General features: G+C 54.6%; 12 protein-coding genes. 9 read left to right on the top strand and 3 right to left on the bottom strand.

The window, feature by feature from the left end; translation table 11 throughout:
- Positions 1-17 precede the first annotated feature (17 nt).
- The 3 genes from QN215_RS08740 (at position 18) to QN215_RS08730 (ending at position 3,465) form a co-directional block, all read left to right on the top strand.
- Positions 18-932: a lysophospholipid acyltransferase family protein gene (locus QN215_RS08740; RefSeq protein ID WP_369345126.1), complete on the top strand. Its 915-nt coding sequence runs from the start codon at positions 18-20 to the stop codon at positions 930-932.
- Between the two features lie 108 nt (positions 933-1,040).
- Entirely contained in the window at positions 1,041-2,069 is a 1,029-nt protein-coding gene (locus tag QN215_RS08735) for an NAD(P)H-dependent glycerol-3-phosphate dehydrogenase (protein ID WP_369343923.1), read from the top strand.
- Positions 2,070-2,211: 142 nt separating this feature from the next.
- Complete coding sequence (locus QN215_RS08730; RefSeq protein ID WP_369343922.1) at positions 2,212-3,465, top strand: D-alanine--D-alanine ligase family protein; 1,254 nt, start codon at positions 2,212-2,214, stop codon at positions 3,463-3,465.
- 104 nt (positions 3,466-3,569) lie between these two features.
- Here QN215_RS08730 and QN215_RS08725 read toward each other — a convergent pair whose 3' ends face one another.
- Both QN215_RS08725 and QN215_RS08720 read right to left on the bottom strand, forming a co-directional pair.
- Positions 3,570-4,337, bottom strand: a complete 768-nt coding sequence (locus tag QN215_RS08725) for a mechanosensitive ion channel family protein (RefSeq protein WP_369343921.1) — start codon at positions 4,335-4,337, stop codon at positions 3,570-3,572.
- A 249-nt stretch (positions 4,338-4,586) separates the two neighbouring features.
- Entirely contained in the window at positions 4,587-5,627 is a 1,041-nt protein-coding gene (locus QN215_RS08720; RefSeq protein WP_369343920.1) for an adenosine deaminase, read from the bottom strand.
- A gap of 282 nt (positions 5,628-5,909) precedes the next feature.
- Here QN215_RS08720 and QN215_RS08715 point away from each other — a divergent pair, with 282 nt between their 5' ends.
- The 4 genes from QN215_RS08715 to QN215_RS08700 all read left to right on the top strand — a co-directional run bounded on the left by QN215_RS08715 (position 5,910) and on the right by QN215_RS08700 (position 11,393).
- Positions 5,910-6,983 (top strand): helix-turn-helix transcriptional regulator, encoded by a 1,074-nt coding sequence (locus tag QN215_RS08715; protein ID WP_369343919.1) that lies wholly within the window; start codon positions 5,910-5,912, stop codon positions 6,981-6,983.
- Between the two features lie 287 nt (positions 6,984-7,270).
- On the top strand, positions 7,271-8,008 hold the full coding sequence (locus QN215_RS08710) for a hypothetical protein (RefSeq protein WP_369343918.1): 738 nt from the start codon (positions 7,271-7,273) through the stop codon (positions 8,006-8,008).
- Between the two features lie 129 nt (positions 8,009-8,137).
- The gene (gene rpsO, locus QN215_RS08705; protein ID WP_369343917.1) at positions 8,138-8,407 is read left to right on the top strand and encodes a 30S ribosomal protein S15; all 270 of its coding nucleotides are present in this window, start codon (positions 8,138-8,140) and stop codon (positions 8,405-8,407) included.
- A 307-nt stretch (positions 8,408-8,714) separates the two neighbouring features.
- Positions 8,715-11,393, top strand: a complete 2,679-nt coding sequence (locus tag QN215_RS08700; RefSeq protein ID WP_369343916.1) for a polyribonucleotide nucleotidyltransferase — start codon at positions 8,715-8,717, stop codon at positions 11,391-11,393.
- A gap of 239 nt (positions 11,394-11,632) precedes the next feature.
- Here the strand turns inward: QN215_RS08700 and QN215_RS08695 are convergent, their stop codons facing one another.
- On the bottom strand, positions 11,633-11,947 hold the full coding sequence (locus QN215_RS08695) for a YhbY family RNA-binding protein (protein WP_369345125.1): 315 nt from the start codon (positions 11,945-11,947) through the stop codon (positions 11,633-11,635).
- A gap of 468 nt (positions 11,948-12,415) precedes the next feature.
- Here QN215_RS08695 and QN215_RS08690 point away from each other — a divergent pair, with 468 nt between their 5' ends.
- Complete coding sequence (locus QN215_RS08690) at positions 12,416-15,358, top strand: SpaA isopeptide-forming pilin-related protein (protein ID WP_369343915.1); 2,943 nt, start codon at positions 12,416-12,418, stop codon at positions 15,356-15,358.
- A gap of 183 nt (positions 15,359-15,541) precedes the next feature.
- Positions 15,542-16,114 (top strand): LemA family protein, encoded by a 573-nt coding sequence (locus tag QN215_RS08685; protein ID WP_369343914.1) that lies wholly within the window; start codon positions 15,542-15,544, stop codon positions 16,112-16,114.
- The last annotated feature ends 241 nt before the right edge of the window (positions 16,115-16,355 follow it).

Genomic DNA, 16,355 nt, shown 5'->3' with positions numbered 1-16,355 from the left:
TGATGGACAATAGAAGCATGGTCTCAAAGGGAAAACCTTCGCCGCGTTCGGCTGTCAAAGCGCTTTCAGATGCGCAAGTCACCATCTTATCCAACAAGCATCGTCTGGTTGATCCGACCCGGTATTATCCCACGGGCGAGCGCAAGCCGAACATGCTTGAAATAGAAGCGCAGAATCCCAAGGCTACAGACCGTCTGCTGGCAGGAGCGTCGCTGGTCGTTCGCGCAAGCTGCAAGGTGAAGGCATGGGGTTTGGAGAGAATCCCTGAACAGGGGGTATTCATCACCGCCGCCACCCACGCCACCCAGTTCGATGTGTTCGTGCCGATGATGGCGCTTTTCCACATGGGTCGCAGGCCACGCTATATGGCCAAGGCTGAAATGGCTCATTGGCCGATTATCGGGAAATGGTTCCAACTCGTTGGCATGCAGCCAGTGCCGCGAAGAACGGGCAACGCCAAAGCCATCGAAGAGGAATCCATTGATATTCTCACCTCCGGCCGTCCGCTGACCATCTGGCCAGAAGGTACCGTGACTCGCGACCCATTGAAATGGCCGATGACATTGAAGCCTGGCATAGGGTTCATCGCACTCGAAGCTTCGCGAAGATTGGGCCGTCAGATACCGATTTTCCCGGCAGTCACCTGGGGAGCGGCATCGATCAACCATTGGTGGCCTTGGCCTCGGAAGAATGTGGTTATGCGATTTGATCGCCCTTTGGACTATGCCGATCTCTTGAACGATATGGATTCCTGGGGGAGCGAACCGCCGAAGGCTGCGATTGTCGAACTATCCGAACGCCTACGCGAGCGCATGGAAGTCGTCATGCAAGAGATTCGTGGCGAAGAGCCACCTAAGGAGGGATTGTGGGATTATCCGACGATGTCGCGCAAACCCCGTCCTAAAGTCGATGCGAGGTATACCATCGAATGAAGTACAAGCCTTAAGCTCCCACATCGCGTATGCGGTTGCGGGCACGGCTTAGGACTGAGAAACAGCGAATGAACATATGATTCGTTGAACACTCAAGGTGAGGAGAGGATGTTGCGAGTAACCGTTCTGGGAGCAGGAGCCTGGGGAACCACTTTCGGCAGGGTTATGGCTGATGCCGGAAATGAAGTCACTATGTGGGCAAAGGAGCCTGACATCGTGGCCGACATCCAAGACAACCACCGTAATTCTTCTCGGCTGCCATCAGTCGACACCTTGCCCGATACCATGACCGCCACAGGCGATCGCAAGTCGGCAGTTGAGAACGCGCAGATCATCGTCATTGCCATTGCGGCACAGTTCGCTCGCGTGGCTTTGCAGGAATTTCAGGCGTTCATTCCTCAGGATGCAATCGTCGTCTCATTGATGAAGGGCATTGAACGCAACACCGGCAAGCGCATGGACATGGTCGTGCGCGAAGCCCTGCAACTTCCACAGGCGCGCTTTGCGGCTGTTTCGGGACCAAACTTGAGCAAGGAGGTTGCCGACCGCAAGCCCACGGCAACGGTTATCGCCTCTGCCAGTCTTGATGCCGCGCGGACGGTCGCGCAAGCCTGCACTACCAACTATTTCAAGGCATATACCTCGCAGGATGTCGTCGGTCTTGAACTCTGCGGTTCGTTGAAGAACGTTGTCGCGCTCGCGGTGGGGATGTGCCGTGGCGCAGGGTATGGAGAAAATACCGTGGCCACGGTTGAGACCTGTGGATTGGCAGAGATGTCTGCCCTCGGACGAGCGCAGGGAGCCGTTGCGGCGACTTTCTCGGGACTGGCCGGAGTGGGCGATATGGTCGCCACCTGTGGTTCGCCTTTAAGCCGTAACTATGCCTTCGGATATAACCTTGGCAAAGGTCGCAGCGTTGAAGAGGCAACGAAGCTGAGCAACGGGGTTGCCGAGGGCGTTCCCACGACAGATGCCATGCTTGCCTTGGCCAAGAAGCTCAACGTTGAAACGCCACTTGCCACCGCCGTGAGTCATGTGCTCAACGATGGCATATCGTGTGCAGATATGCTTGCAGAATTACTTGGTACGACACAATCATTTGGTACAACACAGTCATCTGATACAACGCAGCGGTGATATAAGCAACCGAGCTGCATTGTGAGCTGCTTGCGTTGTGAGTTGCGTTGTGAGCCGCGGTATGAGCTGAGCTATGGCTTGCGGAATGTGCTGTGGTGTTGTGGCGCTGTTGGATTGTGATTATTTGGTTTGAAGGAGAAACATGGCGAAGAAACGCATTGTTGTGCTGTACGGAGGCATGGCAGACGAGCACCCCATTTCGTGCATTTCGGCGGCAAGCGTTTTACGCGCAATCGATACGCAACGATATGAAGTCATACCGGTTGGCATCACCAGAGAAGGCCAGTGGATCGTTGATGGTGAGGATCCCAAGGGTTGGCAGCTGGGCGCTGCGGAACTCCCAAGCGTGGAGATAACCAAGGAATCCCGGCCAGTTCTCCTTGATCCAGCACTCGGCGGTGACGGATTCTTCGCTGGCGAGCATGAGGATTTGAAGAATCCAGCCAACGGGTATGGTACGAGTTTTGTGAGCATGAGTGGCATCGATCCAGAGAAGCACAATGTGGTGTGCTCGCTCGGACATGTCGATGCGGTGTTCCCGGTATTGCACGGTCCGTTTGGTGAGGATGGTACGGTTCAGGGTCTTTTTGAAATGATGAAGGTGCCCTATGTCGGATGTGGTGTGCTTGCATCATCGGTGTGCATGGATAAGCATTTCACCAAGATCCTGCTGCAGGCGGCCGGGATCGACGTTGCCCCTTGGGTGACCTTGGATACGCGAGAATTCGATTCGGACTCCGCTTTTGAACGCAATGCGCTTGACATCCTCTCGCAGGTTGAACAGTCAGGATTGCAGTATCCGCTTTTCATCAAGCCATCTCGTGCAGGTTCAAGCTTCGGCGTCACCAAGGTCGAACGCAGTGACGGTGAGGATGTAGAAGACAAGTTGGCCGCTGCCGTATTCGAGGCATCCAGGCACGATTGGAAGGTTCTGATCGAAGAGGGCATCGACGGTCGAGAGATCGAATGCGCGGTTCTTCGTGACGTTCCTTCAGAGCAGACACGAACCAGCTTCCCGGGCGAGGTAGTGCTTGACTCCCGTAGCCACGGGGATGATGATGCCTTTTATGATTTCGACAGCAAATACATGGATGAATCGGCATCCCATGTCGAGGTTCCTGCAAGCCTGCCACAGGAGGTTCTTGACCATGTGCGCAAGGTTGCAGCCAAGTCCTTCGATGCCGTTGATGGCATGGGTCTGAGCAGAGTCGATACCTTCGTCAAGGCTGACGGTTCGATCATGGTCAACGAAATCAACACGATGCCCGGATTCACCTCGATTTCGATGTATCCCAAGGCGTGGGAGGCTACGGGCATCCCCTATTCACAACTCATCACGATGCTGATCGACGGTGTTCTAGGTGATGATGCTCAGAGCAACAGTGATCATATGTGATAATGCAATGGGCGGGCGGTGTGTTGACTGATTGATACGGTGCCATTGAGTTGAACGATTCATTGCGCTGATTGAGTGCCATCTTCCGCCATCAGCACGGCATGTCAGTCGGCGAGAAAATCCTCACCGGCCAACGTTCGTGTGACGAGATCCTGCAAGGTCGAGGGTAATACCTCCTGCTTGGCGAATACCCAGATTTCACCTTGGATGCCGGTCGCGTCGAAGCCTTGGAACTTGACTAGCGTTGGCTTGTCAGGCAATACCAGGCCGTTCGTTACGCGCGATACCTTGGCGAGAATTTTCTGTTCGACGACCGCTGGGTCTGCCGTACCCTTGGTCACGAAGGGAATGCGGGTGAGCGCCTCTCCAGCCGGGGTCATCTTCTCCAATGATGATGTATTCAGCAATGAATTCGGTATCCACATCTCTTCGCCAGCGCGGTCGATCACAATGGTGTGACGCCAGGTCACGTCCTTCACCGTGCCGGTTATTCCAGCAATGGAAATCAAGTCTCCCGGCTGGACGACCTTTCCGAGCATCAGGCCGAATCCTCCGACGATATTCGAAATCGTATCTTTCAGGCCGAACGATACTGCCAGACCGCCAACGCCAAGAGCGGTGGTCAAGGTGGTGGGGTTGATGCCGAATACCGGTTCCATCACCATCATCGCTCCAATGATCCAGATGATGCCGATGACGATGTTGACGAAGAATGTGGCGCTGGGGATCTGTGAATGCTCAAGCAACCTCCACAGCGCCTTGGAAGCTGCGTAGGCAATTGTTGCAGTTGCGACCACAACGATCAGCAGAAAGATGATGCGGTTGGCGTTGCCCGTCACCCACGATTGCATCGCATGCACCAATTGCGTCATAGTTGCTCCTTAACTTCGACGGTTCGCTGCTGCACCGTACTTGCAATCGATTATCACACGCAGCGGTGCAGCATGCCGATATGTGCTGATTTCAGGTAAGGGCATCAGTCTGAGCGTTTCTTGTAAGTCAGCAGAAAAACTATGGCAAAGTCGGGAAAATCCAAGCAGCAGAGACCTCCGGTCATTTGTTATGCTAAGCCAATAATCTCCTATGCTGCGAAGCGGCATCACCGCTCAACAGTTACACCGCTATGCCGTGAGCAGACTCGCGAAGCGTGATTTCCAAGAGACGAGCTGCTGCAGCAGCGCATCGCGCTCCACATCGCTAATGAATGATGCGGTGATTGAATTCTCGGCCATATTCGACAATTCGGAGAGTGTGAAGCCCACGCCTTCGAGTGCCTGGTAATTGTCGGCAATATATCCTCCGAAGTATGCCGGATCATCGGAATTGACGTTGATCAGCACACCTTGCTCCATCATGTTGTGCAAGGGCAGATTCTCAAGGCTCCCGACCACCTGAAGCCTTCTGTTTGAAAGTGGGCAAGTCGTGAGGGGAATGCGCTCGGATGCGAGGCGTTCCAGCAGCGTTGCATCCGTGACCGAGTGGATGCCGTGGTCGATGCGTTCCGCATGAAGATTGTCGAGTGCGTCAATCACGTACGACGCAGGCCCCTCCTCGCCGGCATGGGCGACGCGATGCCAGCCAAGTGCGGTGGCTTCCTCGAACTGCTTGGTGAACAGATGCGGTGGATAGCCGACCTCTGCGGAGTCAAGACCGATGCCGAGAATGTCGTCAGCTCGATTCTTGACCGAGTCCAGAACGGACTGTGCTGTGTCGACTGGCATGTCACGAACGATGCTCAGAATCAAGCCGCTGGTGATGCCATAGCGTGCCTTGGCTTCGTGCATGCCTTCGAGCAGACCGTCCATAACCATATTGACATCGAGACCGTTGGACACATGCACTTGCGGGTCAAAGAAGATTTCTGCATGCTTTACGCCTTGCGCGCTGACCTTCTTGAAATAGGCGAGGGCAAGATCGCGGAAATCGTCGGCCGTTTTCAATGTGCCCATCAATTCGTAATACAGATCGAGAAACGACTGCAGATTCGTGAACTGATACTGCTCACGCAAGTCGGCAAGACTGTCATAGGGCAGGCTGACTCCGTTGCGGTCTGCCAATTCAAGCGCGAGCTCTGGCTCCAGACTGCCTTCGATGTGCAGATGCAATTCTGATTTAGGCAGTGTTTCCAGTGCCGTGTGCATGTTCAATTCAGTGCTGTTCATGATTCCCCAACCATTGCCCGACATAAAACCTGATATATCGTCAGTATCTTAGTCGCAGGAAAGACCATAGAATGGGAAACATCGGAGAACGAAGCGACGAGCATTGCTTGGAAAGCGTTGCGAGATATGGTCTTACACCGTATGCAACCACAGGTTGCGCGAGAATGTTGGTTGCATGACGGGGTGCAACTCGAAGATGGTGGCGGTGGCGAGGAATCTCTGCGAGGCTAGAAGGCATCACGAAAAGGTACCATAGCCCTTTTCTCGTTGTGAGGAGAAGACATGAGTTTTAAAACCAACCTGCAGTCATTGCGTGCACAACGCAATATGACTCAGGAACAGCTTGCCATGCTGCTGGGCGTTTCACGTCAGGCCATTTCCAAATGGGAATCAGAGAAAGCATATCCTGAGATGGATAAGCTGCTGGTCATATGCGATCTTTTTGGATGCACGCTTGACGACCTGGTTCTTGGCGATGTGAACAGGCCGGGTCAGGCAGCTGCAGATTCGCAGCAGTCTGAGCGTACCCATCATGAAGAGTCGAGCAGCAATCATGAATCTGGGACGGGCGCAGGCAGCGTGGCACTGCCCGATCGAGACACGCAGACTCTTCCCGCCGACGTTACCGGATACGATCAGGAGCGCAGATCGTTTGCCTTAAAGATTGCATCTGGAGTAGCGCTGATTCTGTGCGGTGTAGCAGCCTGCAGGTTGTTTGACGTTGAGGATGGCGGATGGCTGATTGCAAGCTCATCGTTTTCTGAATTCCTTGTGACGGTAAGCATGTTCATAGGCATTGCTCTCGGCTTGGCATTGCTCATTCCCGCTGGTCTGGCGCATAGTGACTTCAGAAGGAGACATCCCTATGTTGAGGATTTCTATGCTGACGCTGATCGTTCATATGCTCTCAGAAGACTTGGTTTCGCTGTTGCAGGTGGCATCGCATTGATTCTGCTGGGCGTGGCAATCGTGGTTCTCGACGACAATGCCTTTGCGGAATCCATCATGCTGCTTTGCATAGCCGCAGCTGTTTTTGGATTCGTCTATTACGGAATCTCTTATGGACTGCTCAATATCAACGAATATAACGCGAAAGAAGATGAGCCCGATCTGACTGACACGAGCGGTCATGATGCAGAAACTCTTCACGAGAGAAAACGACAGAAGGCAGTGGTTAATTCGATATGCAGCATTATCATGGCCATCGCAACCGTGATTGCGCTGCTTGCACTGTTTGGTTGGCATGGCGAGCTGCAGATTGGAAGCATGACGTTGCCATTCTGGATTCCTTGGGTGATTGGCGGCGTGCTTTCGGGGCTGACCGAGCCGATGGTGACCGTGTTGCACAGGCGTTGAGCTCGAATGTGCTCAAATCACGAAGAGAGTGCGAGTTTTGCGGCCATTTCAAAGTAGAACTGCTCAAAAGCCGTGATATACGGACCCCAGCAAGCCAAAAATAGGCGTTGATACTTGAAAATTGCCGCAAAACTCGCAATCGTGCATAATACGCATCCGTTTTTCACCAGATATGTTCGAAAAGTGGCAGCATCGACTGGAGGAAGCATCCAAGTTCAGGGAATTGGGGGTTTGTCTTCGTTGATGAACCCTTATACTTATGGGTGATGCATGAACGGTTGGTGACCATGGGTAGCGAACAGACATTTGGCAGTACACAGGCACTGGGTAATTCACAGGCACTGGGAAATACCCAGACTAATACACAGACACTTAATACTCAGACACAGGGTAGCGAGCAGGCTTATACGAATATGAGTGAGAACAGCAACGGTGAAATTCCTGACTCCAAGCTTTCCTTGGCGGATATCGAACGCAAGCAGTCCAATCCTGTCGGCATGACCATTTTCATTGTCCTGATACTCGCTGCAATCATTGCCCCCTATGGCTTTGGCCGCTACCTTGCCCTGCGCCACACTCAAGGGCTTATCGTGCGACTGGACATGGTCGAGACTCCAGCGATAGCCGTCATTGGCTGGACCGTCACGGTTGTGACATTGATCGCACTCGCGATGTGCGTTCTCGAAAGCAAGTCGTGGTTATGGAAGACCGTTCTGATTCTCGCGCTCGCATCTGAGCAGTTCATATCTGGTTTGTGTCTGCTGAAAATATCGTTTTGGTACGGGACCTATGTTGTTTTTGGCAAATATGCCTATCTCGCCAATGCTGCGAATTTGGGGGTGATCGCGGCAGCGCTTGGGGCCGCAGTGTTCGCATTCCTGTTTGTGGCCATTCTGGTAATCGTGCGAAAAGATTCGCCTTTGAATGTGCTCACCCATAGCTGGTCGGCCATGTCGCTTTTCTTCATTATCGAGCTCATTGCGCTGAGCATTGTGCTGTTTGGTGGGCTGCTGACCATCGTGTGAAGTTGCTTTGCTGTTGGGGGTGAAAATATCGAGGTGAGTGTACACTATTGACTTGGCGTGTTTCGCCCGCGGAATGAGAGCGCTTCGACACTGGGTCGTGGCACCGCGCAGCAATATCAAGGAGGAGCCGTGGCACTTACGGCACAGGAAAAGCAAGAGATCGTCACCAAGTACGCGACGCATGAGGGTGATACGGGTTCTCCCGAAGTTCAAGTTGCGTTGCTGACCAAGCGCATCAGCGACCTGACCGAGCACCTGAAAGAACACAAGCACGACCACCATTCACGTCGTGGTTTGCTTCTGATGGTTGGCGACCGTCGTCGTCTGCTCGATTATCTACAGCGAGTTGACATCGAACGTTACCGTTCATTGATCAGCAATCTGGGATTGCGCCGATAATTGAATACTTCCGCCCGGGCAATATGCTCGGGCGCTTTTGCATACCGGCATTCGGAACAAGTGAATACGGTAGATGCTGGGCACAGCAGATGGTTAGACAGATGAGTCGTCATGAATTCGCAACGTGAGTCGAAGACGGTTCAAGGTATGACGGAATAATGCGGACACAGCAGGTATCTCCAGCAAGGAGCACGCGGTCAGGTATACCGCGTCCGGGATGCACAAGATGGATGAAGCGCTAGATGGCGCTAGGTTTTGGCTAGTCAATCTAGCGAATGTGATGAAAAAAATAGTGAAGGAGGAACCCGTGGAGGGTCCCGAAATACAAGCCGCAGAAGCGGTTATTGACAATGGCTCATTCGGAACGCGCACATTGCGTTTCGAAACCGGTCGTCTTGCCCAGCAGGCAGACGGTGCGGTCGCAGCCTATCTTGATGATGATTCAATGGTGCTTTCAACCACAACAGCTGGTTCAAGCCCCAAGGAAAATTACGATTTCTTCCCACTCACCGTTGATGTGGAAGAAAAGATGTACGCAGCCGGCAAGATTCCCGGCTCGTTCTTCCGTCGTGAAGGTCGCCCGTCCTCGGAAGCCATTCTGGCCTGCCGAATCATCGACCGTCCTTTGCGCCCATTGTTCCCGCACACCTTGCGCAACGAAGTCCAGGTTGTAGAGACCGTTCTCTCCGTCAACCCAGAAGACGCATACGACATGATCGCACTCAACGGTGCGTCTGCTTCCACGATGATTTCCGGACTGCCTTTCGAAGGTCCAGTTTCCGGCGTTCGTCTGGCCTTGATTGATGGTCAGTGGGTTGCATTCCCACGTTGGAGCGAGCGTGAGCGCGCAGTATTCGAGATTGTCGTTGCTGGCCGAGTCATCGAGAATGGTGATGTTGCCATCGCCATGATTGAGGCTGGTGCAGGCAAGAATGCCTGGAAGCTCATTTACGACGAGGATCAGATCAAGCCTGATGAAGATGTTGTGGCACAGGGTCTTGAGGCTGCCAAGCCGTTCATCAAGGCAATCTGCGAGGCGCAGGACGAGCTCAAGTCCAAGGTTGCCAAGGAAACCAAGGAATTCCCACTCTTCCCTGAATACACCGATGATCTATACAAGCGCATCGATGAGATTGCCCACGGCGATTTGGATGAGGCTCTTTCCATCGCTGACAAGCTGCCGCGTCAGGACAGAATTCACGAAATCAAGGAGAAGGTTCGTGAAGCTCTCGCCTCTGAATTCACCGACATGGGAGATGCCGAGAAAGACAAGGAGCTGGGCAACGCCTTCAAGGAGTTGCAGCGCCAGATCGTTCGTCAGCGCATTCTGACTCAGGACTACCGCATTGATGGCCGCGGTCTTCGCGACATCAGAACCCTGTCCGCCGAGGTTGACATCGTTCCTCGCGTTCACGGTTCGGCGCTCTTCCAGCGTGGTGAGACCCAGATTCTTGGTGTCAGCACACTGAACATGCTCAAGATGGAGCAGCAGGTCGATGCCCTTTCCGGCCCGACTTCAAAGCGTTACATGCACAATTACGAAATGCCTCCATACTCAACTGGTGAGACGGGCCGCGTCGGTTCGCCAAAGCGTCGTGAGATCGGCCACGGTGCTCTTGCAGAGCGCGCGCTGGTTCCAGTGCTTCCAAGCCGCGAAGAGTTCCCATACGCCATTCGCCAAGTCTCCGAAGCCATTGGTTCCAACGGTTCGACTTCCATGGGTTCGGTGTGCGCTTCGACTTTGTCGCTGCTCGCAGCAGGCGTTCCTCTGAAGGCTCCAGTTGCCGGCATCGCCATGGGACTCGTGTCCGGCGACGTCGATGGCAAGCACATCTTCAAGACACTGACCGATATTCTCGGTGCAGAGGATGCTTTCGGCGACATGGACTTCAAGGTTGCAGGTACCTCGGAATTCATCACCGCGCTGCAGCTTGACACCAAGCTTGACGGCATTCCTGCCGATATTCTTGCTGCTGCCTTGCAGCAGGCCAAGGAAGCTCGCACGACGATTCTCGAAGTCATCAACGAGTGCATCGACAGCCCAGCCGAGATGAGTCCATACGCACCGCGCATCATCAGCACCACCGTCCCCGTCGAGAAGATTGGCGAAGTCATTGGCCCGAAGGGCAAGATGATCAACCAGATTCAAGAGGACACCGGCGCTGACGTCACCATCGAGGATGACGGTACGGTTTACATTTCTTCCGAAGGTGGCGAAGCTGCAGCCAAGGCGAAGGAAATGATTGACCAGATCGCCAACCCACATGTTCCAGAAGCCGGAGAGACCTTCAATGGCAAGGTTGTGAAGACCACAAGCTTTGGAGCCTTCGTCAATCTCACGCCAGGAACCGATGGTCTGCTTCACATTTCACAGATCCGTAATCTCACCAACGGTGAGCGCGTGGACGCTGTCGAAGATGTGCTGAAGGAAGGCGACACCGTCGAGGTCATCGTGCAAGGCGTTGACGACCGCGGCAAGATTTCGCTTGCCATTCCGGGATTTGAAAGCCAGGAGAGCGCCAGCCAATCACGTGGCGATCGTGGAGATCGTGGAGACCGCGGAGACCGCGGAGACCGTCATGGTGATCGCCGTGGTGACCGTGGTGATCGCGGTGGATATCGCTCGCATTACAACAATGATGATCGCCCACGTCGTCGCCGTGACGACCGTGATGATCGGGGCGAGCATGCTGATCGTTCTGACCGTTCCGACCGTGGCTACGACCGCAGGGATCGTCATGATGATCGTTCGGATCGTTACGAGCGTCATGATCGCGATAGTCGTTCTGATCGTGGCGAACGCAGTGATAACCGTCATGACCGCAATGACCGTCGTGATGATCGTAGAGGCGGCTACCGTGGTCGTCGCGAAGCTCCTCACTATGCTCCAGACGAGCACTATGACGAGTATCGCGCAGACCGCGAAGAACGCAGCGAACGCCCTCGCCGCAGAGTTCGCAAGGACTTTGATCCCTTCGAGGACTAAAAGCCCCAAAACCAATGAGCCAGCGCAACGCTGACCAAATAGCGTAGATGCCGTGGAGGTGGGGAAACCCACATCCACGGCATCTACGCTATTTTTTCTCTTCCCCATGCCCCATGAGTGCTCATTGTGAACTTCGTCATGTATCACGCGCATTTTTTGGCTGTTTGACGTTGCTATTACGCCTTTTTGGGGTTCGGATACTGCGATGAGTTCACAATGAACGAACTACTTGCTGAAAATCAGCGAACGAGCTTGATTTTTTCTACGTCGTCGCGGCTTGTTTCGCGGTAGATGACGAAACGGTTGCCGATGACCTGCACAACAGAGGCGCCAAGCTGCTCTGCCAGTTGAGCGGCTGCATCGCGCGCCGTCAGATCTGAGCCGTTCAAGACCGAGCATTTGATAAGCTCGCGATTTTCCAAGGTTTCGTCCGCTTGTTTGATGCTGGCCTCAGTGAGGTTGCTCTTGCCGATGATGATGAGTGGATTCAGATGATTGCCAAGCGCGCGAAGTTGCTTGATCTGGCGCTTGTTGAGTTCTTGTGCTGCCCGCATTCCTTGTTTTTCCATATCCGAAGTCCCTTCGTAGATTAACCTGCGCTCCATGCTATCCTGCGGGGTGTCATTTCTGAGCGCTGCGCTTGAATCTCATGAGTCGAATCAGAACATCGCGCACTGCACAGAGCGAGGCCGCTTGAAGCTTTTCGATTCTCATGGATGGTATCGAGAAGGCCGGTATGTAAACGTTGTGAGCGAGCTAGATGAGCTGAGAATGAAATCAGACGAGTAAATACCTCCATAATATACAATATTATGCATATTGATATTTTCCCTCCGTGGTAGATGCCGCAAGCTTTATGTGCGTTTGTAGTGTGGCTGCGATGTGTTGTGGCTGTGCAGGAAACGGTTGCGGCGCTTTGCTTGGACGGTCGCTAGTGGACGGTTCTGGCGAGGTGGTTTCTAGTGATGATCGCCGGTCGCGGGGGGGGGGGTGCTGTTTTTGGCTGGATGGAAGGTTCCCCCATGAAGGGTCTTGTTTCGCGTTCTCGTTTCAGTGGTGTCGTGCGTGCGGTGTGCTGCCTGTGTCTGGGCATGGCGCTGTCCGTCGCGGGCGTGGTCGTGGCGATGCCGGTTGAGCGTGCGTCTGCCGATGCTGCCGATACCGTGGAGCTGGGTCCTGACGGCTATTTCAGTACGTTGGACGATGGCGCGACCCCTGTGGCTTCTGGTGGTTGGGCGTCTACGCGCAGGATTGTGTTCGGCAAGCAGGGCAGCACGGGCACGTATGGCGGGGCTCAGGTGTCTGGCGGCTATAAGACCTTGGCTAAGGGTGTTGTGGCGAGTGTGGCTGATGCTGGTTTTGGTGTGAATCAGGCGTATTCGAAGTCGGCTACGACGTCGGTTGCTGCTGGTGAGGCGTTGCTGTGGGCCGATAATGTGGTGACTGCCGGTTTTAGGTTTGATACGAACGGTACGTATCGTAATTCGTTTGATAGTGCGACGGGGTCGTACAGGTCGAATCTGGCTCAGGTGTCTGATGCGGTGGCTGCTGGGAATTATTCGAGTTTTGAGCAGTCCTTGTTGCGTTCTGCTCCTATTGAGGGTGTGTGCACCGCTGCCCAGCCTACAGGGTGTGATTCTGGCAGTTACACGCAGCAGACTGATTCGGTGAATTCGTATAGAGTGTTTCCGTTGTCTATTGGTGATGTGAGGCAGTATTTCAACCACACGAGCGGCTTGTCGTCTGATGCTAATCTTGCTTGTCCTTCGAGCGCTTGTGCTAATGGTGCTTCTGGCTTTTGGTTGCGTTCTGCTCGCTGGAGCAACGCGGTCAATGCGTTCTTTGTGTGGAACGACGGTTACCCGTACGATATCAATACGGGCATCACCGGTCTTGGGTTGCGGCTGGCTCTTCGTCTGAATCTTGAGAATCTGCTGCTGTCGGCAGACAGCAGCAATCAGAGCCAGAGCGGGGCGAATGATCTGCGTCTGACGTTCGTGGAGTCGGGCAAGAAGTTACATTCGTGGTCTGCTTCGGTTTCTGGTGGTGCGGGTTCGCGTTCGTTGGACCTGTCAGGTAGTTCAGACCTGGGTTCGGAGCTGGGTTGGAAGATTGTCAACCCTGCTCAGCCTGGCGAGGTGTTGGGTTCGGGCAAAACGAGTGTTGATGGAAACATGGCGTTGCCTGAGGCGTTGATGGCGGACGAGACGAAGGATTATGACTTGTATGTGTGGGGTCAGCAGGACGGCAGCGCTGCGGATGGTCTGACGAATCGTGCGACGGAGCCGGTGAAGACGACGATCAAGGGGTGGAAGGTGAAAACCTCGCCGAAGTATGGCATCGAGCTGACGGGTGCAACCTCCGGCACGTTGAGAGCGTACAAGATCGGTGAGTATGCGCAAACAATGTTTGATCAGACGGGCGCGTTGAAGAGCGTGAGGTTGGATACTCCTGCCAATCCGGTGAGAGCGTCGGTGCTGGGTGCGGCGCGGGATGCTGGTGGTTCGGATGTTGACGCGGACAATCCCACTGGTTGGGTGGCGTCGCGTTGGCTTGGCTATCCGAGCGACCCGCCGTCGGATGACGTGACGAGCGGGTACAGTCCGTATGCTGGCAACTTGCAGCTGTTCGCGCGAAAGCTTGCGACGAGTGGCGATGCTGCGCTTGGCGGTGTCAAGGGCTCGCTGGCTGGTTCAGATCTGGCATCTGCCGGTGGCGCTGCGACGCTCGCGGTGTCTGGTCCGGGCCTGTATCTGATCGTGGATGACAGTCAGGCTTCCGGCGGGTCCCTGCCGATCATTGTGGGCACGAAGGCGTTCAACGAGCATCTGGGTGCTGATGGTCGGATGGTGGATTTTGTGGATGCTGGGGTCAGGGGCAAGCCTCGCCTGGGCGTGGCCATGTTGAAGACGAGCATCGCGGAGGTGTCGAAGCGTGTGGTGAATGATGATGGGTTGGATGGTTTTGATGTGGGTGCGAGTGTGGAGTTTGAGATAGCTTTGCAGGTGCCTGACCTGTCAGGGTTCTCGTCGGTGTCATATGGCTCGTATCAGTTTGGTGTCTCTGATGCGGCTGACACGGGGTTGGCCTTGCCTGCCGCGTCTGGGGTGAGGGTGTTCATGGACGTGCCTGATGCGGACACGGAGGTGACGGGTGGTCTGCCGCCTTCGTCGATTATGGTTAGTGACCAGTCGTTGACGGTGGATGGGTTGAAGACCTTGTTCGCTGAGGATTCGGGTGGTCATGTAGCGAATAAGACCAGTGTGCCTGCTAGGTCGTTGATTCGTATCCGCTATGCAGCGGTACTGAACACGGATGCGACGTTGAGTGCTCCCGGAGGCGGGGAAATCAACTCGAACAAGAACACGGTGACTCTGACACGCTCCAAGAGTGGTGGTGATGCCGAAACCAAGACCGCTACGGCAAACGTGTATTCGTTTGCAGTGAACCTGGTGAAGGTGGATAGGGATGACATGTCGAAGCCGCTTGGAGACGCTCGCTTTGAGGTGTCTCGCGATGGGTCGGCGTTGAGGTTCTCGAAGCTGTCCGATGGGGTGTATCGTCTGGATGCTGCGGGTGGTACCGAGGTGGCGAGTCGTGCGGATGGCGGACTGACCCTGCAGGGCGTGGAGGCTCGTGCCCTGTCGTTCCGGGAGACTGCGGCCCCGTCTGGCTATTTCCGGGTGAAGGACTTCACGGTGGAGACCGTGCCGGTGTGGAACGTGGATGCGAGTGAGGTGACGCTGGCCTTGTATCGCACCGAGGGCACGAGTCTGGCGTACGTGTCCCAGGATGGTCGCACCATCGTGGTGGCCGACCCGGCGCACTCCCTGGCGAGCCTGCCGTACACGGGCAGCGTCGGCATCGCGATCCTGCTCCTGTTGGGCACGGCGGTCGGCATCCTCGCCATCCGTCCCTACTACCTGTCCCATCGAGCGGAAGCCACCGCCAACATCCTCGAATAGCACGCAAGAAGCATGCTCAGCCGGGTCGAAACGAGAGAGACCGAGAATCCCAAGCAGCCCAGAGAATTCCGAGTAGCCCAATACCATGCCATGAAACAGAACGCACCTCCACAAAGGTCAACAACGGCAGGCAAAAGACGGCGTCTGATTCGTAGATTCACTGTCTATGAGACAATGGTGTGCATGAACGGATTACTCATTGCTGTACTCGTGATAGTTGTTATTGTCGTTATCCTCGTGTTGTGGGGCATTGGGGTCTACAACGCTCTGATTGGCTTGCGCAACCGCGTTGCCAACGGTTGGGCTCAGATAGATGTCCAGCTCAAGCAACGTGCCGACCTGGTTCCCAACCTTGTCGAAACGGTCAAGGGCTATGCGACCCACGAATCTGAAGTGTTCCAGAAGGTCACCGAGGCTCGTGCAAATGCTGTCGAGGCAGCACGTCAGGGTGATCCGCAGCAGCGAGCCCAGGCTGAAAACCAGTTGAGCAACGCTCTGGTGAACCTGCGTGCAACCGCTGAGGCATATCCACAGCTGCAGGCCAACCAGAACTTCATGGATCTGCAGAATCAGCTGAACCAGCTGGAACAGAAAATCGCCTATGCGCGTCAGTTCTATAACGATGTCGTGCAGAAGTTCAACATCAAGATTCAGTCGGTACCAAGCAACATCATCGCCGGCATGTTCCACTTCCACGAGGCTACTTTCTTCGAAGCAGGAGAACAGGATCGGGTTGTTCCCCAGGTAAAGTTCTGACTGTTCGAACGCGCGTGCGGTACCCGAAATGGGGAGTGCCGGAAACACTTGAACACTATTGCGTAATGAAAATCATCGCGTATTAAGAGCAACCACGATGCCGAACCAAGCCGGTCGGTCATTCAGACACGCTGCCATCACAGGTACGCGAGGCTGTTGACGCAGGATGCAGCCAGTCGCATAGTCATATGAAGGAAAAGCAAGCAATGCACACTGCTCAAGAGTATTCACCAGAACATAG

Origin of the sequence: Bifidobacterium sp. WK041_4_12 (assembly GCF_041080795.1) — a bacterium.
Taxonomy (GTDB): Bacteria; Actinomycetota; Actinomycetes; order Actinomycetales; family Bifidobacteriaceae; genus Bombiscardovia; species Bombiscardovia aquikefiricola.
Note: the sequence above shows the minus strand (reverse complement) of the source record. Positions and strands in the feature narration are given on the sequence as shown.

Bases quoted from the DNA above. Each gene is read 5' to 3' on its own strand.
- QN215_RS08720 (WP_369343920.1), bottom strand. From the start codon at position 5,627: ATGAACAGCACTGAATTGAACATGCACACGGCACTGGAAACACTGCCT.
- QN215_RS08685 (WP_369343914.1), top strand. From the start codon at position 15,542: ATGAACGGATTACTCATTGCTGTACTCGTGATAGTTGTTATTGTCGTT.
- QN215_RS08695 (WP_369345125.1), bottom strand. From the start codon at position 11,947: ATGCGGGCAGCACAAGAACTCAACAAGCGCCAGATCAAGCAACTTCGC.
- QN215_RS08730 (WP_369343922.1), top strand. From the start codon at position 2,212: ATGGCGAAGAAACGCATTGTTGTGCTGTACGGAGGCATGGCAGACGAG.
- QN215_RS08735 (WP_369343923.1), top strand. From the start codon at position 1,041: ATGTTGCGAGTAACCGTTCTGGGAGCAGGAGCCTGGGGAACCACTTTC.
- QN215_RS08690 (WP_369343915.1), top strand. From the start codon at position 12,416: ATGAAGGGTCTTGTTTCGCGTTCTCGTTTCAGTGGTGTCGTGCGTGCG.
- QN215_RS08725 (WP_369343921.1), bottom strand. From the start codon at position 4,337: ATGACGCAATTGGTGCATGCGATGCAATCGTGGGTGACGGGCAACGCC.
- QN215_RS08740 (WP_369345126.1), top strand. From the start codon at position 18: ATGGTCTCAAAGGGAAAACCTTCGCCGCGTTCGGCTGTCAAAGCGCTT.
- QN215_RS08710 (WP_369343918.1), top strand. From the start codon at position 7,271: ATGGGTAGCGAACAGACATTTGGCAGTACACAGGCACTGGGTAATTCA.
- QN215_RS08715 (WP_369343919.1), top strand. From the start codon at position 5,910: ATGAGTTTTAAAACCAACCTGCAGTCATTGCGTGCACAACGCAATATG.